Below are 20,313 nucleotides of genomic sequence, written 5' to 3'. Positions count from 1 at the left end.
GTGAGCATCGACCACACGCTGGTGAAACGGTTCCGGCAGGAGGTCGGCGACCGCCTCGCCCACCAGCGCCGCCTGGACCAGGCGAGCGGCCTCGTCCCCATGTCCGGCGAGGACGAGCGCCAGTTCGCCCGCGCCCTGATCTCGCAGGTCCTCGAGGAGCACGCCCGCAACGAGATCGGCTCGGGGCGCACCCCGCCGACGGCCGAGGAGGAAGAGGCGCTGGCGGCGGGCATCCACGCCGCCCTGTTCGGCGTCGGCAGGCTCCAGCCGCTGCTGGACGACCCCGAGGTCGAGAACATCGACGTCAACGGCTGCGACCGCGTCTTCGTCGGATACGCCGACGGCCAGGAGGTCATGCACGACCCCGTGGCCGACTCCGACGAGGAGCTGATCGAGCTGATCCAGATCCTCGCCGCCTACAGCGGCCTGTCCAGCCGCGCCTTCGACACCGCCAACCCCCAGCTCGACCTGCGGCTGCCCGACGGCTCGCGCCTGTCGGCCGTCATGGACGTCACCGTGCGGCCCGCGGTGTCGATCCGCCGCGCCCGCCTCGGCAAGGTCTTCCTCAGCGACCTGGTCGGCAACGGCACCCTCACCCCCGAGCTGGGCCGCTTCCTGTCCGCCGCCGTGGCCGCGCGCAAGAACATCATGATCGCCGGGTCCACGAACGCGGGGAAGACCACCCTGCTGCGGGCGCTGGCCAACGAGATCCCGCCCCACGAGCGGCTGATCACCGTCGAACGCGCCCTCGAGCTGGGCCTCGACCAGTTCCCCGAGCTGCACCCGAACGTCGTGGCCTTCGAGCACCGCCTGCCCAACTCCGAGGGGCAGGGCGAGATCACCATGGCCGAGCTGGTCCGCAGGTCGCTGCGCATGAACCCCAGCCGCGTGATCGTCGGCGAGGTGCTGGGCGACGAGATCGTCACGATGCTCAACGCCATGACCCAGGGCAACGACGGGTCGCTGTCGACCATCCACGCCAACTCCTCCATGGAGGTCTTCAACCGCATCGCCACCTACGCCCTGCAGGCCGAGGAGCGCCTCCCCGTCGAGGCCACCCACATGCTCATCGCGGGCGCCATCGACTTCGTCGTCTTCATCGAGAAGCGCAACGACTACCACCAGGGCGGGCGCCTGCGCCGCTTCGTCGCCAGCGTCCGCGAGGTCGCCGGCGTGGACGGCCGGGTGCTGTCCTCGGAGGTCTTCGCCCCGGGCCCGGACGGCCACGCCGTGCCGCTCGCGCCGATCGCCTGCCTGGAGGACCTCGTCCCGCACGGCTACGACCCGGCGAGGGGGGCCTGGTCATGATCCCCATGCCCACCGGCCTGCTCGACTGGCTCGCGCTGCTGGCCGGGGCCGCGACCGGCGGCGGCCTGTTCCTGTTCGGCCTGGCCCTCTACGGCGTGCGGCGAAAGCCCGCCACCCCCGACCGGGGGGCGCGCCGCCGTGAGCTGCTGCGCAGGCTCTCCACGCGGTCGGCGGTCGCCACCATCACCGGCGGCCTGGTGCTGGTCGTCAGCGGCTGGCCGGTCATGGCGGCGGGCGCCGTCCTGCTCGTCCTGGCCTGGCGCGGCCTGACCGGCGGCGCGTCGGAGGAACGCGCGGCCATGGTCCGGCTGGAGGGCCTGGCCGCCTGGACCGAGTCGCTGCGCGACACCATCGCCGGGGCCGCGGGCCTGGAGCAGGCGATCCCGTCCTCGATCCGCGCGGCGGCCCCCACCCTGCGGCCGCACCTGCGCTCGCTGGTCGACCGCCTCCACACCCGCATGCCCCTGCCCGACGCGCTGCGCCTGTTCGCCGACGAACTGGACGACCCATCGGCGGACCTCGTGGTCGCCGCCCTGATACTCAACGCCAAACTGCGCGGCCCCGGGCTGCGCGAGGTGCTGGGCGCGCTCGCGGTCTCGGCGCGCGAGGAGCTCGACATGCGCCGCCGCGTCGAGGCCGAGCGCAGGTCCACCCGCCGCAGCGTGCAGATCGTGGTCGGCACGGCGCTGGCCTTCGCCGCGCTGCTGGTCGTCTTCAACCGCTCCTACGTCGCGGAGTACGACTCGCTGCTCGGCCAGGCCGTGCTGGTCGTGGTGGCCGCGCTGTTCGGCGCGGGGTTCGCCTGGATGCGGCGCCTGGCCCGCTTCGACAAGCCCGCGCGCCTGCTCGGCGCCGTCGCCTCCGCCCCCGTGGAGCGCGAACCCGTCGCGGGAGGCGTGCATGCTTGAGAACGTCCTCGCGGGCGGCGCGGTAGGGCTGGGCCTGTTCCTGCTGGTCAGGGCCCTGTTCCCGCCCCGCCCCGGCCTGGTGGCCCGGCTGCTCGCGCTCGACTCGGTCCGCGAGGGCGGCGACGCCTTCCGTCTCCAGCTCATCAGCCCCGACGAGGACGTCAGCGCCTTCCGCCGCGAGCTCGGCTCGCGGCTCGCCCGCTTCTACGCCTCCCGCGGCTGGGAGGTCCGCTCCGTCCGCGCCGACCTGACCCTGCTCGGCAAGTCCTTCGAGGGCTACCTCGCGACGAAGGTCCTGCTCGCGGTGTCGGGGCTGCTCGCCTTCCCCGTGCTGCTGGGCTGGCTCGCCCTCATGGGGTGGGGCGTGTCGCTCCAGGTGCCGATGTGGGCGGCGCTGATCATCGCGGTGGTCTTCTTCTTCCTGCCCGACCTGCAGATCCGCCGGGACGCCGCCGTGCGCAGGCGCGACTTCCGGCACGCCGTCGGCGCCTTCCTGGACCTGGTGGCGATGAACCTCGCCGGAGGCAGGGGAGTGCCCGAGGCCCTGCTGATGGCGGTCTCGGTCGGCGACGGCGGCTCGTCCAACTGGGCGATGGCCCGCATCCGCGAGGCGCTCGCCAACGCCAGGATCGTCGGCATCACCCCCTGGCAGGCGCTCGGCAGGCTCGGCGACGAGATCAACGTCGACGAGCTGCGCGACCTGTCGGCGGCGCTCGGGCTCGTGGCGGACGACGGCGCCAAGGTCCGGGCCTCGCTCACCGCCCGCGCGGCCACGATGCGGCGGCGCGAGCTGGCCGAGGTCGAGGGCCAGGCCGGCGAGCGCTCCCAGTCGATGCTGGTCGCCCAGCTCCTGCTCTGCGCGGGATTCGTGATCTTTCTCAGTTTTCCGGCAGCGATGAAGATGTTGGGGTCCTAGATGTACACACCGCCATGGCTCGAATACCTGGTCGCCGTGCTCCACGTGCGGATCCACCGCGCGCGGACCGCCCCCTCGCGCGGAGCGTCCGCGGTCGAGTGGGTGATCATCACGGCGATCATCGCGGGCGTGGCCCTCGGTCTCGCCACGCTGATCAAGACCCTGGTCACCCAGAAGCAGAACGAGATCCAGACCAACTTCGGCGGCGGAGGCGACCGAAAGCCGTGACCGCACGGCGCCGTCTCACCCGGGGCCGCCCGCGCGATCGGGGATCGATGGCGGTCGAGGCCGTCATGCTCGCGCCCCTGTTCCTGATCTTCCTGACCTTCCTGGTCGGGGCGGGGCGCGTGGTCGAGGCCCAGGGCGAGGTCAACGGGGCCGCGCGGGACGCCGCGCGCGCCGCCTCCGTGCAGCGCACGCGCCCCGCGGCGGAGCGCGCGGCGCGGGAGGCGGCGGTCTCGGCGCTGCGCGGGCAGTGCCGTCCCGACGTCAGCCTCACCGGCAGCGACTGGCGCGAGGGCGGCAGCGTCCGCGCGCAGGTCACCTGCGAGCTGCGCCTGGACTTCCTCGGCTTCGGCGCGATCAAGCGCACCACCGGCGCCTCCGTGGTGCCGCTCGAACTCTTCCGGAGGGTGCGATGAGCGTCCCGCCGGATGACACGGGGTCGATGTCGGTGTTCACGGTCATCTTCTCGGTGACGGTGTTCCTGCTGGCCGGGCTGCTGGTCGACGGCGGGGCCGCGATCAACGCGCGATTGCGCGCGTCCGACATCGCCGAGCAGGCGGCGCGCGCCGCCGCCGACCAGATCGACGTCGAACACCTGCGGGCCACCGGGAACGTGCGCCTGCTCGGCGACGAGCGTGCCGTCTGCGGGAAGGCGCGCGAGCTCGTCGCCGCCCACCGTGACGCCGCCGTCCGGCTCACGCGGTGCGCCATGGGCGCGGCGCAGGGCGAGGTCGCCGTCACGGTCGGCGTCCGCTGGAGCGCGGTGTTCCTGGGCGCGTTCGGGTTCCCCGGGTCGGAGATGTCCGGCGCCGCGGCGGCGGGCCCCGACGCGGGCGACCAGCCGCCGTGACCGCCCCGCGGGCGGGATCCGCGCACCGCGCGCAGACAGGCTCGGGGAGACGAAGGAGGGAACTGGGATGACCGCGTCGCGCGCGCCGTCCAGAGGGACACCGCAGGCGCAGATCACGCGTATCCGGCCGCGCAGGACCCCTGGCGACGTCCTCGCCGGGCTCGCGGCGCTCGTCGCCCTGGCCGCGCTCATGGGCGGTGTCCCGTACGCGCTCCTGCGCTTCGCCGGGCCGCCCCTGCCGCCCGAGCTGCTCAACGGCGACCTGCTCACCCGGCAGATCGGCATGGGGACGGCCATCGCGATCCTGGTGCTGCTGGTCTGGCTCACCTGGCTCCAGCTCGTCGTCTGCGTGATCGTCGAGGTGTACGCCGGCATCCGCAGGATCGGCATGCCCGCCCGGGTGCCCTTCTCCGGCGGGCCGCAGGCGCTGGCCAACCGGCTCGTCTCGGCCGCGCTGATGCTCTTCACCGTGTCGGCCGCCGCGGTCCCCATCGCCGCCTTCGGCAACGCCCCGCCGCCGGCCAGGCCCGCCGTGGTCGCCGCCGCCCTCGCCGCGCCCGCCGGCGCCGCCGCCGCCGCGGAAGGCTCCCAGAGCACGGAGGCGTCCACGGCCACGCTCGACGTGGTGCGCCAGGTGAAGAAGGTGTACGTCGTGCAGCCCCCGCACGGCCGCCACCACGAGAGCCTGTGGGAGATCGCCGACAAGTGCCTGGGGGACGGACGGCGCTACCCGGAGATCTACCGGCTCAACCAGCACACGACGCAGCCGGACGGCGCCCGCCTGCAGATGGCCGACCTGATCAGGCCCGGCTGGGTGCTCGACATGCCCGACGACGCGCGCGGCGTCCACGTCGTCCCGGCGGACGAGACCCGCGAGGCCACGCTCAGGCGGCACGCGGGCGAACCGGTCGAGGCCGACGGCCGCACGCAGTTCATCGTCCAGGACGCGGGCCGCCACCAGGTCGGCGGGACCGGCACGCACGACGGCCGCGACACCGGCACGACCGGCGGCGAGACGGGTGCCGACGGCCATGACGCCGGCACGGCGGGCCGCGGCACCGGGACGGCCGGGCGCGAGGACGCGGACGGACGGCCGGGCACGGGCGACGCCGCCGAGCAGGGCAGGAAGGTCACGGCCCTGCCCGTGCCGGCCCCGCACCGCTCCTACCACCTGCCCGCGGCCAAGGAGACGGCCGTGCCGTCCGTCAAGAACGCCGACCGGCCTCCGCAGGCCGACCGGTCGCACCGGACCGAGACCCAGGACACCGGCGGGGGCCTGGACCTGATCGACTACCTGGCCGGGGGCTCGCTGGCCGCCGCCGGGCTGCTGGCCGCGCTCGGGCGCCGCCGCCGCGAGCAGCTCTGGAACCGCGCCTTCGGGTACCGCCTCCCCCGGCCGCGCGGCGACGCCGCGAGCGCGGAGGTCGCGCTGCGCCTCGGGTCCGACGCGCCGGGCAGTCGCGTGCTGGACAACGGCCTGCGCCTGCTGGGCAAGCTGCTGGCCGAGCAGGGCCGCGTCCCGCCGACCATCTACGCCGTCCACCTGTCCGCCCGGGGCCTGGACCTGTGGATCCACCCGCCGGAGCCGGACGCGCCCGCGCCCTGGGAGTCCCACGACGGCGGACGCACCTGGCGGCTGCCCGCCCACGAGGGCCGGGGCATCGACGAGCACGCCCTGGCCGACGTCCCGGCCCCGTACCCGGGGCTGGTCTCGCTCGGCGTCACCGAGTCCGGCCGCGTCCTGGTCGACCTGGAGGCCGCGCACGGCGTGATCGCCGTCACCGGGCACCGCGTCCGGGACGCGCTCGCGGCGCTGGCCGTCGAGTTGGCCACCAACCGCTGGTCCGACGGCATGCGCGTCACGCTCGTCGGCTTCGGCGCCGACCTCACCATGATCGCCCCCGACCGGGTGCGCGCGGTGGGCAGCCTGGCCGAGGCGCTGCCGGACCTGGAGTCCCGGGCCGAGGAGGTGACCGCGTCCGGTGGCGAGGTGCTGACCGGACGGGTGCACGGCCGCGCCGCCGACCCCACCTGGCCGCCGCACTTCCTGCTGTCGGCGATCGCCCCCGACCCCGGCGAGGCCGAGCGCCTGGCCAGGCTCGGCCGCGCGGGCGCCCGCATGGCCGCCGGGTACGTCATCGCGGGCGAGGTCCCGCACCCCACCTGGACGTGGGAGATCACCGAGGACGGCAAGGCGAAGATCGACGCGCTCGGCGTGACGGTGGCGGCGCAGCTCCTGCCCCGGCGCCACTACGACGCGGTGATCGAGCTGTTCCGCACGGCCGGGCGCCGCGACGGCGAGCCGGTGCGCGAGGAGGAGCCCCAGGAGCTCACCACCCCGCCCTCGGTCAACGTCCGCATCCTCGGGCCCGTCGAGATCGGCCCGGTGCCGCCGCTGGAGGAGGGCAGGGCGGAGCTGGCCACCGAGATGGTCGTCTACCTCGCCGCCCACCCGCAGGGCGTCCACCCGGTGGTGCTCGGCGGCATCCTGTGGCCGCGCGGCGTGCAGGCCGTCGTCAGGGACGCCACGATCGCCCGGGTCGCCGACTGGCTCGGCGCCGACGCCCAGGGCAGGCCCAACCTCAGGACCGACGACACCGGCAGGCTCAGGCTCGGGCCCGAGGTGCGCACGGACTGGCAGCTCTTCCGCGAGCTGGTGCGCCGTTCCCACAACGACCCCGGCGCGCGGGCCATGCTGCTGGAGCGGGCCCTCGGCCTGGTGCGCGGGCCGCTGCTCAACGGCAGGCCGCGCGGGCGCTACGCCTGGCTGGCCGCCGACGAGCTGGAGTACGAGGTCACCGCGAGCGTGGCGGACGCCGCGCACCGGCTCTGCGAGGTGCGCCTGGCCCACGGGGACGCCGAGGGCGCGGTGGCGGCGGTGCGGGCCGGCCTGCTGCTGGCCGCCGACGACGAAGGGCTCTGGCGCGACCTGCTCAGGGCCGCGCACGCCACCGGTGACCCGCTCCAGCTGCGCGCCGTCGTGGACGGCCTGCACCGCAGGGCGGCCTCGCATCCCTACGGCGGCGGGATGGCCCCCGAGACCGAGGCGCTCATCGACGAGCTGCTGCCGTCCTGGCGGTTGCACTCCATGCCGTCGGCGTGAGCACGGAGAGGTGTGCCGAGACGTATGGCGGAGACGCGTGACGCGGGCCCCGGCGGAAGCGACGGACGGACAGGTGTGATGGCGACGGTGGCACCCGGGCCGGCGTTTCCCGGCGAACCATATCGATCCACGCGAAACGGTGGTCGGCGCGCCCGTACCGTGACTAGCCTCGTCGGCATGCGGATGCCGGCCGCGCTCGCCGCCGCCGCGCTGCTGGTCACGGGCTGCGCGGCCCAGGCCGAGCGCCCGTTCACCCCGGCCGGCGACGCGGCGTCCTCTCCCGGCGCCGTCTCCTCCCCGGCGGGCACGTCCCCGGCCGGCGCGTCCCCAGGGGCGGCCCGGCCGCTGTCCACCGGGTCGGTCGAGTCCGTCGAGGCCGCCCCCGGCCTCACCGTGTCGATCGAGTGGCCCGCGGGGCTCGACGCCGGGCAGCGGGGCGTGGCCAAGGCGTTCACCGACGCCTACGTCGGCACGTGGAAGGCCGTCGCCGGCGGCGAGGACACCGCCTATCTCGGCAGCGTCGAGGAGCAGGCGGCCCGGGACGCCTACACGTGGGTGCGCGGGTTCCGCGAGCGCCGCGAGTCCGCCACCGGCACGGCCAAGGTGTACGCGCTGCGGGTGCCGGCGGTGGTCGGCCGGGGCGCGGAGGTCGACGCCTGCGTGGACGAGTCCGGCATCCAGGTCACCGACGCGGGCAGCGGGCGCCCCGTCACGTCCCAGCCCTCCTGGACCCGGCCTCCGGCCGCGGTCTACCTCCAGGCCGCGGGCGTGCGCAGGGGCGACGACGGCGCCTGGCGCGTCAGGACGTACATGCACGCCGCCTACCCCCATCAGCGCGCGAAGGAATGTCGCCGATGAGAAGACCGCCGACGCCGGCCCCGGCCGCCGTTCTCGCCATGCTCACCGTGTTCGCCGTGCTCGCCCTGTTCACGAGCCCCGCCGCCGCACTCGACGACCCTGGCCGACCGTTCGGTGACGGTTTCCAGGACGGGCCGACCAGCGGCGTGATCCTGCGCAACTCCAAGATCGTCGTCAGCGGCGACGGCCTCGGAGGCAAGGCGGACGGCTACCGGGTGCCGCGTCCCTGCTGGTACGAGCCCGGCGACGGCCCCGACAAGATGCTGAAGAAGCAGGAGGACGTCAGGGAGTACTGGTTCCACCTCAACCCGACCGGCACCGCGCAGGACTTCGACAAGTTCCTCAAGCAGTACAAGGACAAGGTGGGCGAGGACGGCCGCTGGTGGGTCCCGGCCTACAACTCCGCCGACCCGAACGGCCTGGCCTGCTGGTCCGGGCTCCAGGGCGCGGTCTGGGTGCCCGAGGGCGGCACGCCTCCGGGCGGGATCACCCTGGAGGAGCTGTACCAGCTCGCCCGCGCCGCGCTGACCGTCCCGGAGCCGAAGATCAACCTCAGCCCGGACGTCAGGAGCTACGTCAACCTGCCCACCTGGGTCTGGCTCACCGGGATCGGCGCCCCCGTCCGCTCGGTGACGGCGGAGCTGCCCGGCGTGATGTCCGCGACCGTCACGGCCCGGCTGACCCGCCTGGAGATCGACCCCGGCACGTCCGGGAGCCGCGCCGAGGTGAAGGCGGACTGCGGCCCCACCGGGCGTCCGTACGTCTCCGGTGGCACGTTCACCTGCGGCGTCCGGTATCTGCACGCGTCGGTCGACCAGCCGCGCGGGGCGTACACGCTCACGGTCACCACCGAGTGGACGGTGACGGGGGAGGGCGTCGGGTTCGCGTTCGCCCCCGTGCGCGTCACGGCCTCGCGGGACGTTCCGGTCGGCGAGGTGCAGAGCATCGTCCGGGGCGGCGACCGGTCGTAACAGAAGAGGGCGGCTCATCCATGGCGGCGCCCGTCGACCGGGCGTCGCCGAGTGGGTATAAGCCGCCCTTTTTCGCTATTCTCGCTGGGATCGCTGGAAATGCTCGTGTCACTCGCGCCATGGTCGCTCCCATGTCCGGACTTATCCGCTTATAGCGCCGCATATCCCGCTTATCTAGATCGCCGATCTCATCATTCGCCGGACGGCTGCGACGGGCCTGCTGTGACCTCTCCGGATGTGCCCGGCGGTCAGCCGTCCGTGCGACCGGCGAGGATCACGTCCGCACCGGAATCCGGGGCCCAGCAGGGGAACCTTCGAGGGGTGTGGGCCTGAGGCCAGAGGTGGTGCCAGTGGGGCCGCCCCGCGGAATGATGTCAAAGCCATGCTTATCCGATCATATTCCCGTTGCGTGTGCGAATGCACGGGCGGTTGTGGTGATCGATATAACAATGCGGTCGAGCCTCCATTTCGGGTGTTCACGGCGTCAAGCTTTTCCCATAACGTACGAGAGGCATCTGATGGGTTCGGGGGCGTGGCGCTAAGGACCCCAAGGTGAGCGTGAAATCCGCTAAAAAGGATCATTTACCGAATTCCCGGCCCGGACGGCGACCCCCCACTGACGATCACGAACTTCAGGCCGAGCCACGCGCCTGTGGTGACATCCCGCCCAGCCCCGCCGCGGCACGCGGCCTCACGCCGTAGTGAAGAGGTCCCCATGTCACTGATCGTTGTGCGCCTGTTCCCCGCCGGCGGCGAGGCCATGTCCGGCGCCGATTTCGCCGCCTTCCTCACCGGGCTGACCATCCGGGCCGTCGATCTGAACGTGTCCGCGCCCGAGGCGCAGATCGGCGTCCCCGCCACCTACACCGCCCCGCAGGACCCCGCGCACCCCGAGATCCCGCACCCGTCCACCACGATCGTCCAGCACACGAGCTTCGACATCCTCACCGGCTTCGCCTACCAGGCGGCGGCCACCGCCGTGATCGCGGTGGCCCCGCCCAACCCGCCCGCCTCGCGCCCCGAGCACGCCACGCGCGACATCCGCCTGGAGATCACCAGGAACGGCACGATCGTCGACCGCCGCGTCTACATGAACGTGCCCGAGGCCACGGGCGCGGCGATCCCCGGGAACCGGGCCCTGTTCCCCGGCCTCGAACCCACCAGCCTGTACCTCGGCCTGCCCGGGCCCGGCCGGGCGATCGACCCGGCCGACGCCTACGTCGAGCTGCCCGCCGACGGCTCCGCGCCCCCGTACGACCAGGTGCTCAACGCCGTGGCCCGGGTGCTCGGCGACGACCCCGCCGGCACGCTCGCCCTGGCGCCGCTGACGGTGAACCAGGCCCGCCACGTCGCCCGCGAGATCGTCTGGAACCAGAAGTTCCGGCCGCTCCCCGGCCCCACCGGCGGCCGGCTCGGCGCCCTCTACACCACCCCGACCGACGACGGCGAGAACGCCGAGCGCGGCCGTTTCGAGGCCACGCTCACCGCCTACTACGCCACCGGCGACGCCGACGCCGAGCGGCTCACCACCTACGTCGTCGCGCTGGCCACCGCCGTGGAGTGCGAGGCGCGCAGCACCGCCGCCACCGAGGCCGGCCTCACCTTCCCCGTGCTGCCCGGCCAGACCGCCACGGGCGAGCGCCACCAGCGGGTCCGCGTCAACCTCACCGCGATCCCCGCCGCGTCCCGCCTCACCGTCCCCGCCCGCTACTTCTACGCCCTCGGCGCCGGGCTGCCCGCCACCTACGACGCCGACCAGCGGTACCGCGCCGCCATCCTCGCCGACGACGAACGCCTGCGCACCATGCTCGCCGCCGCCCGCGACGCCCACATCATCGCCGAGACCCCGCCGCCGTCCCCGCCCGGCCTGCCCGCCGGGCAGCCGCCCGTCGCCGACGCCCCGCCGGTCGGCATCGCGGCGGCCGTGCGCCGGCTGCGCGCCCTCGGCGACACCGGCGGCGGCCCCGCCTCCCTCCCCGTCACCGGCGACGTCCAGACCCTGCTGAACGCCTGGCTGGCCGTCGGCGCCGCCGACATCGACGCCGCCTTCTGGGACGGCATCGTCGGCACCCAGCCCTCCGGGCACCTCGAACTCGTGCTGTGCGCGCTCACGCGCGGCTACATCGTCCCCGTCGGGAACGTCCCGCTGCGCACCAGGCTCCGCGCCGCGCTCGCCATCGGCAGCGCCACCGCCGCGGCGGCCGTCCAGGAGCCCGCCTGGCGGGCCGCCTTCCGCGACGACCCGGCCTGGCCGGCCAACCTCCCCGACTTCACCCGCCCCGGCTCCGACGAGGAACGCCTCACCGCCTTCGTGGCCGAGGTCCGCAAGTTCTTCACGCTCGCCGCCACCGTCACCCCGGTCACCTCCGACGCCCCCGGCGCCCCGCCGCTGATCCGCGTCCCCTCCGGCGACCCGGTCAACCGCTTCACCGCCGCCTACGCCGCGCGGGCCGGGTCCGCCTTCGTGTTCGGCGGCTCCTTCGACGCCGGCCACCGCGACGCCGCCGTGGCCGACGTCGCGCAGGCGCTGTTCCCCGGCGACGCGCGCGCCCCGCGCCGCCTCGACGCGGCCCTGCGCGCCATCGACGAGCTGACCCGGCTCGCCGCGGCCGTCCCCGAGCCGGTCCGCTTCTCGGTCATGGAGGCCCTGTACGCCCGCGGGTTCACCACGCGCGACCAGGTGGCCGCCCTCACCGCGCGCGCCTTCCGCGACGCCCTGACCGGAACGGTCGCCTTCGATCTCGCCGACGCCGTCATGGACGCGGCCGGCGGCCCCGCCGGCGAGTCGTCGCCGCAGGACGAGCCGTTCACGCCGGTGAACCCGGACGGCTGCCTGGTCGACTGCGTGCCCCCCGCCCACCGGTCGCCGTTCGGCCCGGTCGCCTACCTGCACGCGCTGCTGTCCCTGCCCCTGGACGCCACCTGCGACGACCCCGGGTCCGGCGAGGGCGGGACGCTGGGCGGCCTGGTCTCGGCCCGGCGCGGCCCCCTCGGCGACCTCGCCGTGACCTCCGCCAACGCCACGACGCCGCTGCCCGTCGTGGACCTGGTCGGCGAGTGCCTCGAAGCGCTCGCCGCCGACCCGGGCTCGGCGCGCGGCGCCGTCCACGACACCGCCACCGGCGACCTCGCCGGCCACCCGCTCGGCGGGGACGACGGCCACGACCCCGCCACCCTGTTCGCCGCGCTGCCCGAGCACTCCACGCCCGCGGTCCCGGTCGCCGTCCCCGCCGCCTACGAGGCGCTGCGCCAGGACGCCTCCCACCCCCTGCTGCCCTACGTGCAGGGCCTGGACGTCAACCGCTCCCACCTGGAGGCCCTCGGCACCTGCCGGCAGGAGGTGGCGCGCGCCTTCCGCCGGGACATCACCGAGCTCGCGCTCGACCCCGACCTCGAACCCGAGGGCTTCCGCAGGCACCTGTGGCGCCTTCCCCTCCGGCTGGACCTGGCCCTGGAGTACCTGTGCCTGTCCCGCGAGGAGTACGAGATCTTCTACGCCCGCGATCTGTCGTCCGGCGGCGACGAGGGCGGCGTGCGGGTGTGGCGCGTGTACGGCTTCCCCGGCCCGCGCGTGGGCCGCGTCCCCTGGACGCGGATCGTCGTCCAGGTCCCCGAGTTCCTGGAGCGCACCGGCATCACCTGGTGCGACCTCATCGACCTGTGGCGGGCGCGCGTCGTGCCGTTCGGGCGGCTCACCCCGCACGGCGAGGGCGACGGCGGCGAGGGCGAGGACCCGTTCCCCGAGTGCGAGCCCTGCCACCTGGACCGCTACGCCCTCGACTTCGGACGCGACCCGGAGGGCGGCCTGCGGCGCATCGCGGTCGTCATCCGCCTGTGGCGCCTCCTGCGCGGCGCGCGGCTTCCCCTGACGGCCGGCGAGCTGGCGGACGTGATCCAGGTGCTCGGCCTGTTCGACTCCGGCGGCTCGGTGAACCCGGCGTTCGTCCGGCAGCTCGCCGCCTTGCAGCTCCTGCGCGACGAGTTCGGCGTCCCGCTGCGGGGCCTCCCGCCGCGCCACGGCGCGACCGGGACCGGCCGCACGCCGCTGCTCGCCCTGTGGACCGGCCCGGACGACCCGCACTGGGACTGGGCCGTCCGGGCCCTGCTGGACTCCGTCCGCCGGGCCGCCGTCCGCCGGTACCGCTGCCGTCCGCGCCCGGCCGAGTTCCTGGAGGTGCTCGCCGCCAACCTCGGCCCGCTGTCCCGCCTGGCCGGGTTCGACCCGGACACCCCGGCCGACACCTGGCACGCCAGGCCCGCCCACACGCTCCGGTTCGCCGAGGTGCTCGCCAAGCTGTACGCGAGCGACCTCGGCGTGGGCGAGCTGCTGTTCCTCACCACCACCGACGACCACCTGCAAGGGGACGACCCGTTCCCCCTCCAGCCGCCCAACGAGGCGCTCGACGACCCGCTCGGCCTGCCGGACGACGACGGCCCCGGCTCTCTGTGGTCCCTGCGCGCGACCCTGCTGGCGGTGAACCGGGACACCGAGCACGAAGCGGACGGTGGCGACGGGACCGGCTCCGGCCACGAGACGGCCGGTTCCGAAGACATGACGAGCGCGGGGGACAGGACGGACTCCCGCGGCGCGTCCGGCGCACGGGACCGAGCCGATTCGGGCGGCGCTTCCGGCGCGGCGGACGTGGCCGCCACGTGGACGTGGACCGAGATCGACGCCACCCTGCGCACCCGTTTCGGGTACGCCCCGACCGGATCCGACCCGCTCTACCTCCTCGGCGCCCGCTTCTTCCCCTCCGTCCTGGAGTCCGAGGGCGTCCCCGTGCCGCAGGCCGACCGCCGCTGGCGGGTGGACCTCCCGGGGTCACCGCCCGCGATGTGGAACACCCCCGCCGACGGGCCGTTCCGCTACGCGGGCGGCGCCCTCACGGCCGGGGTGCCCCTGCGCGCCGCCGACGTGATCGCCAAGCTGGCGCGCGTCCGCCGCCTCGACCCGGCCGAGCGCACGGCCGTGCGCGAGCTCGTCGCCGGGCCGCGCGCCGTCCTGGCCCCGTTCGGCTTCCTCTTCGAGGACTTCGAGGAGTCCCTGCGACATCTCTCCGAGGAGCCCGACGAGCGGCGCAGGTTCGCGCACTTCCAGCAGGCGGTGGCCCGGACCGTGGCCCGCTGTCAGGCCGTCGCCGACCACCTGGCCGCGCACGTCCACGCCGTCACCGGCCACGCGCGCGAGGGCACCTCCGCGGCGGCGTTCCGCCTGCTGGCCCACCTGCACGGCGACGAGAACCGCGCCACCGGCCCCTGGGAGTCCGCCGACGGCCACACCCCCGCCGTGACCTGGCCCCGCCCCACCGGAGGGGCCTTCGCCGCCCTGCTCGCCCTGACCGGCACCGGCCTGCTCGGCGAGTTCGTCCCCTCCGGCGCGCCCGGCGTGGTCTGGCGCGAGCTGCGCGGCCCGCTGCGCGCGTTCGGCGTGCCCGGCGACGTCCGGGACGCCACCAACGCGCCCGTCCCCGGCGTGATCCCCGCGCTGGACGTCACCGCCGGCGACGCCCAGGGCCGGTTCATCGTGATACGCAACGGGTTCGCGATGAGCGACGCCGCCGCCGACGCCCTCGGCGGCGCGCAGGGGTACACCGTCCGCTGGACCGGCTCCCTCCTCGTCGAGGAGGCGGGCAGGTATGCCTTCTGGGCCGGCGCGCCCGCCCCCGACGGCGAGATCCCGTCCCGGGACGGCGCCGAGGGACGGCGCTGGCGGGTGGTCCTGCGCCGCGGCCAGCGCACCTGGGTGCTCCTCGCCAAGGACTGGCCCGGCCGCTCGGACGCCCCGCACTTCCACGTCGGCCTCGACCTGCGCCGCGGCGCCTACGACCTGGAGATCGAGTTCGCGCGCGCCCGCCCGGACTTCGACGACCCCGACGACATCGTGGCCGCCACCACCGGCTTCCAGCTCTCCTACGCCGGCCCCGACTCCGGCGGCGAGCCGGTCGCCGTCCCGCGCACCCGCCTCTACCGGCGCTCTCAGGAGCCTCTGACGCTCGACGCGGGCATCGAGGTCCTGACCGGCAACGAGCGCGCCGGGCTGGCCGGCCGGTACACCGGCTCGCTGCGCGACATCCGCCGCACCTACCAGCGCGCGTTCAAGGCCCTGCTGCTGGCCCACCGGCTCGGACTGAGCGCCGCCCCCGTCGCCGACGACGGCGGCTCCGAGCTGGACCACCTGCTCGCCCGCCCGGACCGCTTCTCCGGCGCCGCCTACCACCGCGACGGCGGCGGCTTCGCCGTCCACCTCGCCGGGTTCGACCCCGACCTGCTGCCGGTCGCCGACCCGTACCTCACGCCCGACCCGGCCCTCGACCAGCGCGCGGCCCCGAGCGTGCCCCGGCGGCAGGCGCTGACCGACTGGTGGGAGCGGCTGTTCGACTACACGGTCGTCCGCGCGGCGGCGCGCACCTCACCCGAGCGCCCGCTCTGGCTGCTGTTCCACGAGTCCGCCGAGGAACACCCCGACCTGGAGGGCGACCTGCTGCGGTACCTCGGCGTCTCCCCGGCCCGCACCCCGCTGGTGCTGCGCTATCGGACCGACGGGAGCAGCACCGAGATCACCTCCGACGACCTGGTGGACGAGCGGTGGCCCGTCCGCGTCTGGCACGCCGACCTTCTCCTGCGGAAGATCCTCCGCCGCTTCCTGGTCGCCGACGTCCGTGCCGCCCGGCCCGACCTGTGGGCCGACGCCGACCCGGCCGCCCCGCCGGACCAGACCTCCGGCAACGCCAACCTCGCCCGCTTCGTGGCCGACGGGCTGATCGAGAACGGCCGCCCCCGCAGGTACGCCGACCTGGCCGCCCTCTCCGACGGCCTGCGCGCCCGGGGCCGCGCCGCCCTCCTGGCGTACCTGACCCGCCTGGACCGCGTCACCCTGCCCACGGGCGAGGCGGCGCGCCGTGCCGAGCAGCTCGCCGGCCTGCTGCTCATCGACGTCGAGGCCGGTCCGTGCGAGCGGGCCTCCCGGGTGGAGGAGGCGATCGGCGCCGTCCAGACCTTCGTGAACCGCGCCCGGCTCGGCCTGGAGCCCGGCTTCACCCCCGCGCCCGGCTTCCTGGCGCTGTGGGACGCCCGGTACGCCCGCCACCACGTCTGGGAGGCGTGCGAGCGCCGCCGCGCCTACCGCGAGAACTGGGTGGACGTCGACGAGCTGGCCGAGGCCCGCCGCAGCGAGGCGTTCGCCTTCCTGGAGGACCGGCTGCGCCGCGTCACGCTGACCAGGCCCGAGCCCGGCGGCCTGGAGTACTGGGCCGCGCCCCCGGCGCCCGGCCACCCCGGCGTCCAAATCCTCCAGATCCGCGACCCTTCGACCCTGCACGCGGTCGACCCACGCGGCCACGGCTTCCAACTCCTCGGCACCCCCGACCGCCACGCCAGACCGTCCTGGCTGGCCGCCCTCGGAACCCCCCACGGCTCACCCGGCCACACCGACGACGAACCCGGACACCCGCCCGGCGGCGTTCCGGGGCGGCCGCCCGGCGACGGTGACGGTGACCAGGGTGGCGAAGGGAACGGCGACGGTGAGGGGAGTGAGCGGGGGGCCGGGGCCGGGCTCGTGTGGTGGGTCGAGGCGGCCGTGCGGCTCGGGACGCGGTTCCTGCGGGTGGCCGCGGCCGGGGAGCCGCCCGCCGAGGGCGTCCCGGGCGGCCTGCTCTTCCCGGACACGGCTCCGTCCTCGTGCTGCGCCGAGTGCGGCCGGGAGCACGGGCCCCTGGTGGACGAGTACTACTTCTGGCTCGCGGACGCCCGCTGGTTCGCCGCCCCGCAGCAGGACTCGCTGTGGCCCTGGCACGACCCCGAGCAGCTGCCGACCCTGCTCGCCTGGCGCGGGCGCGACCAGGTGCGCCTGGCCTGGTGCCGCGTCCACCACGGCGAGTTCGGCACGCCCCGCTTCAGCGCCGAGGGCGTCCAGGTCACCGGCCCGGCCGCGCTGCTGTTCACCGGCCGCGCCGACGACTCGCTGACCTTCGCCGTCCAGAACGGCCAGACCCCCACCGGCCACCCGGCCGACCCGCCGCCCGGCTTCCGCTACGACCTGGCCGCCGACGACGCGATCGCGCTCCCGCAGGTGCCGCCGCCTCCGCCGCCCCTCCCGCCCACGGGCCCGGTCCACCCCGGCGGCCTGCCCGCCTACCCGTACTTCGCCTACCACGCGCCCGGCGCCCCGCTCACGCCCCGCGACCCGTACGGGCCGGCGCTGGCCGTGGCCGCCGCCCTGCGCGCGCACTGCCGGCCGGAGGCGGCGCTGCGCTGGTACGAGCTGGCGTTCGACCCCCTGCACGGCGACGCGTCCTGGCTGAACTGCGGCAGGGACACCACCGGCGACGATGACGCGCAGGACGCGCCCGCCGGCGGGCGCGGGCGGCGCGGCAAGGCGGCGCAGGCGGCCGAGCTGCGCGCCCACCGGGACGGGGTCCGGGCGCGGCTCGGACGGTGCTGCGCCGACAGCACCGCCGCCTCCGCCGAGCGCGTCCGCCGCAGGTCCATCACCTTGCACTACCTGGAGACCCTGCTCGAATGGGGAGACGCCTGGCTGCGCCACCGGCCGTCCCCAGAGTCGTTCGCACAGGCCCGCGTGCTCTTCGCCGCCGCGGCCCGGCTGCTCGGCGAGCGGCCCCGCCACGTCGTCGAACCGGACGGGTCCGCGCCCGGCCGCGTGGACGACTTCCGGCCGCACCCCGCCCCGCCCAACCCGCGCCTGCTGTCGCTGTACGACCTGGTGGCCGACCGGCTCGCGCTGATCCGCGCCTGCCTGACCGCCGAGCGGCCGCCCGCCCGGCACATGCCCTACCTGGGCGCCACCGGCCTGGTGGACGGCTGGATCGAACCCGCGGGCACCGCCGGCACCTGCCAGGACGACGACGTGTGCCTGCCCGCGAGCCCGTATCGCTTCGCCTTCCAGATCGCGCGCGCCCGCGAGCTGGCCGCCTACGTCCGCACGCTGGGCTCCGCGCTGCAGCAGGCGTACGAACGCGGCGACGCCGAGTACCTGCAGTCCCTGCGCGCCGACCACGAGCGTCAGCTCCAGGCCTCAGCGATCGCGCTGCGCCAGGCCCAGTGGCGCGACGCCGACTGGCAGGTCCAGGCGCTGGCCAAGACCAAGCAGATCGCGCAGACCAACCGCCGCTACTACGCGGCCCTGGTCGAGGCCGGCCTGAACCGCGGCGAGAACGACTACCAGGCGCTCACCGAGCAGTCGGTGGCCAGCCACGGCACCGGCATCCCGCTGGAGGCGACCGGCCAGGCGCTCGGGTTCATCCCCGACATCTGGCTCGGCGTGGCCGGGCTCGGGCCGCTCAACGCCAACCAGCTCCCCCTCGGCACCAAGCTCGCCGGGGTGTTCGCCACCGCGGCCCGCATCGCGGGCACCGTGGGAACTATCGCCTCGATCACCGCGGGCGAGCGTCTCACCCAGGCGGGCTGGGAGCGCCGCGAGGAGGAATGGCGCCACCAGGTCGAGGTGCTGGACCTGGAGATCGAGCAGGTCGAGCGGCAGATCCTCGGCGCCGAGCGCCGCAGGGACGCCGCCCTGCACGAGCTCAACGACCAGCGGCTGCGCCTGGAGCAGGCCCTCGACGTCGAACAGGTGCTCCGCGACCGGCTCACCGGGCACGCCCTGTACCTGTGGCTCCAGCGGGAGACCGCCGCGCTGTACTGGCGCGCGTACGAGCTGGCGCTGCGCGGCGCCCGCCAGGCCCAGCGGGCGTTCAACTTCGAGCGCGGCCACACCGGCGCCGAGTTCCTCGACACCCCGCTGTGGGACGGCCTGCACGAGGGCCTGCTCGCCGGGGAACGCCTCGAACTGGCCGTCCGCCGGATGGAGCAGACCTACCTCGACCTCAACGTCCGCGAGTACGAGCTGGTCAAGCACATCTCGCTGCGGCTGGACCGTCCCCTGGACTTCCTGCGGCTGCAGACCACCGGGGCGTGCGAGATCGACCTGCCGGAGTGGCTGTTCGACCAGGACTATCCGGGGCACTACATGCGCCGCATCCGCAACGTCTCGCTGTCCATCCCCTGCGTGGTGGGCCCGTACACCGGCGTGCACGCCCGGCTGACGCTGCTGTCCAGCACGACCCGCGTCCGGCCCGACCTGATCCGGCCGCCGGGGGAGTGCTGCCCGCCGGAGCACGACCGCGGCCGGGAACGCCCGTCGTGCGGCCACGGCGCCGGCTGCGGGTGCCGGACGGCGTGTGGGTGCCGGACGGCCGCCGAACCGCCCGGCGACGGCTACACGCTCCTGCCCGGCGACCCGCGCGCGGTGCGCGAGTACGCCGCCCGCGAGGCCGTCGCGACCTCCACCGGGCAGGCCGACCCGGGCGTGTTCGAGGTCAACTTCCGCGACGAGCGGTACCTGCCCTTCGAGTACCACGGCGCGGTGAGCCGGTGGCTGCTCGAACTCCCCCAGGAGAACAACCGGTTCGACCTCGCGACGGTCAGCGACGTGATCCTGCACCTCAACTACACGGCCCGCGAGGGCGGCGAGGCGCTGCGCGAGGCGGCGGCCCGCGAGTCCCGCGACCGGCTGCCCGGCGACGGCCTGCGCGTCTTCGACGTCGAACACGACCTCCCCGACGCCTGGTACGCCTTGCAGCGCCGCGACCGGCCGCGCACCCTGCCGCTCTCCCTGTCCCGCGCGATGTTCCCGTTCCGCCCGGACGGCGAGGCCCTGCGCGTCGAGGCCGTCGAGTTCTACATCGAGGCCCCCCACGCCGATCCCGGCCACCACCACACCATCCGCTACCGCCCGCCCCGCCACCCCGCGGACCACCACTCCGACGACCACGGACGGCACGACCACTCGTCGGCGGAGCACGCCCCGGGTGACCGCCGCTCCATGGATCACGGGACGGACGGCCGCCGGCCCGACGGTCGCCGTGATCACGGGGATCATGGCGGGGACGAGCCGCACCGGCGGGGCCGTCGTGAGGCCGACGAGTTCGAGGAGGTCTCCTGTGTGGCCTCCGCCGACTGGCCGGGGCTGTTCCACGGCGTGCTGACCGGGGTCGGACGGGGCACCCTCACCGACCACGAGTCGTCGCTGGGCACGGTCGAGGTTCCGGACGCGTTCGGCCGGGTCTGCCGGGTGTGGCTGCTATGCGGGTACGTCTCGACGGGGTGCGCGCCGGGACGCTGCGCCTGCCCCGGCGACGGCCGCCCCTGCGGGCACTGAG

General features: G+C 75.2%; 10 protein-coding genes. All 10 read left to right on the top strand.

Features of this window, described 5'->3' with window-relative positions; all coding sequences use genetic code 11:
* The 10 genes from BJ981_RS02250 to BJ981_RS02205 all read left to right on the top strand — a co-directional run bounded on the left by BJ981_RS02250 (position 1) and on the right by BJ981_RS02205 (position 20,312).
* Positions 1-1,308 carry a TadA family conjugal transfer-associated ATPase gene (locus BJ981_RS02250; protein ID WP_239139122.1) on the top strand — a complete coding sequence of 436 codons (1,308 nt, stop codon included), beginning with the start codon at positions 1-3 and terminating at the stop codon, positions 1,306-1,308.
* Complete coding sequence (locus BJ981_RS02245; RefSeq protein WP_184608068.1) at positions 1,305-2,216, top strand: type II secretion system F family protein; 912 nt, start codon at positions 1,305-1,307, stop codon at positions 2,214-2,216. The genes BJ981_RS02250 and BJ981_RS02245 overlap by 4 nt, the downstream gene beginning before the upstream one ends.
* Positions 2,209-3,132 carry a type II secretion system F family protein gene (locus tag BJ981_RS02240; RefSeq protein ID WP_184608067.1) on the top strand — a complete coding sequence of 308 codons (924 nt, stop codon included), beginning with the start codon at positions 2,209-2,211 and terminating at the stop codon, positions 3,130-3,132. Before BJ981_RS02245 ends, BJ981_RS02240 begins: the two co-directional genes overlap by 8 nt.
* Positions 3,133-3,360, top strand: a complete 228-nt coding sequence (locus tag BJ981_RS02235) for a Flp family type IVb pilin (protein ID WP_184608066.1) — start codon at positions 3,133-3,135, stop codon at positions 3,358-3,360.
* 47 nt (positions 3,361-3,407) lie between these two features.
* Positions 3,408-3,773 carry a TadE/TadG family type IV pilus assembly protein gene (locus BJ981_RS02230; protein ID WP_184608065.1) on the top strand — a complete coding sequence of 122 codons (366 nt, stop codon included), beginning with the start codon at positions 3,408-3,410 and terminating at the stop codon, positions 3,771-3,773.
* On the top strand, positions 3,770-4,207 hold the full coding sequence (locus tag BJ981_RS02225) for a pilus assembly protein TadG-related protein (protein ID WP_239139123.1): 438 nt from the start codon (positions 3,770-3,772) through the stop codon (positions 4,205-4,207). Before BJ981_RS02230 ends, BJ981_RS02225 begins: the two co-directional genes overlap by 4 nt.
* Before the next feature lie 67 nt (positions 4,208-4,274).
* Entirely contained in the window at positions 4,275-7,310 is a 3,036-nt protein-coding gene (locus BJ981_RS02220) for a bacterial transcriptional activator domain-containing protein (protein ID WP_239139124.1), read from the top strand.
* Positions 7,311-7,487: 177 nt separating this feature from the next.
* Positions 7,488-8,168 (top strand): hypothetical protein, encoded by a 681-nt coding sequence (locus BJ981_RS02215; RefSeq protein WP_184608064.1) that lies wholly within the window; start codon positions 7,488-7,490, stop codon positions 8,166-8,168.
* A complete protein-coding gene (locus BJ981_RS02210) occupies positions 8,165-9,139 on the top strand; it encodes a hypothetical protein (RefSeq protein ID WP_184608063.1) in 975 nt (324 codons plus the stop codon). The genes BJ981_RS02215 and BJ981_RS02210 overlap by 4 nt, the downstream gene beginning before the upstream one ends.
* Before the next feature lie 715 nt (positions 9,140-9,854).
* A complete protein-coding gene (locus BJ981_RS02205; RefSeq protein WP_184608062.1) occupies positions 9,855-20,312 on the top strand; it encodes a Tc toxin subunit A-related protein in 10,458 nt (3,485 codons plus the stop codon).
* The last annotated feature ends 1 nt before the right edge of the window (position 20,313 follow it).

The sequence above is a fragment of the Sphaerisporangium krabiense genome (genome assembly GCF_014200435.1).
Classification (GTDB): domain Bacteria; phylum Actinomycetota; class Actinomycetes; order Streptosporangiales; family Streptosporangiaceae; genus Sphaerisporangium; species Sphaerisporangium krabiense.
Note: the sequence above shows the minus strand (reverse complement) of the source record. Positions and strands in the feature narration are given on the sequence as shown.

Bases quoted from the DNA above. Each gene is read 5' to 3' on its own strand.
- BJ981_RS02230 (WP_184608065.1), top strand. From the start codon at position 3,408: ATGGCGGTCGAGGCCGTCATGCTCGCGCCCCTGTTCCTGATCTTCCTG.
- BJ981_RS02225 (WP_239139123.1), top strand. From the start codon at position 3,770: ATGAGCGTCCCGCCGGATGACACGGGGTCGATGTCGGTGTTCACGGTC.
- BJ981_RS02210 (WP_184608063.1), top strand. From the start codon at position 8,165: ATGAGAAGACCGCCGACGCCGGCCCCGGCCGCCGTTCTCGCCATGCTC.
- BJ981_RS02240 (WP_184608067.1), top strand. From the start codon at position 2,209: ATGCTTGAGAACGTCCTCGCGGGCGGCGCGGTAGGGCTGGGCCTGTTC.
- BJ981_RS02215 (WP_184608064.1), top strand. From the start codon at position 7,488: ATGCGGATGCCGGCCGCGCTCGCCGCCGCCGCGCTGCTGGTCACGGGC.
- BJ981_RS02220 (WP_239139124.1), top strand. From the start codon at position 4,275: ATGACCGCGTCGCGCGCGCCGTCCAGAGGGACACCGCAGGCGCAGATC.
- BJ981_RS02235 (WP_184608066.1), top strand. From the start codon at position 3,133: ATGTACACACCGCCATGGCTCGAATACCTGGTCGCCGTGCTCCACGTG.
- BJ981_RS02245 (WP_184608068.1), top strand. From the start codon at position 1,305: ATGATCCCCATGCCCACCGGCCTGCTCGACTGGCTCGCGCTGCTGGCC.
- BJ981_RS02205 (WP_184608062.1), top strand. From the start codon at position 9,855: ATGTCACTGATCGTTGTGCGCCTGTTCCCCGCCGGCGGCGAGGCCATG.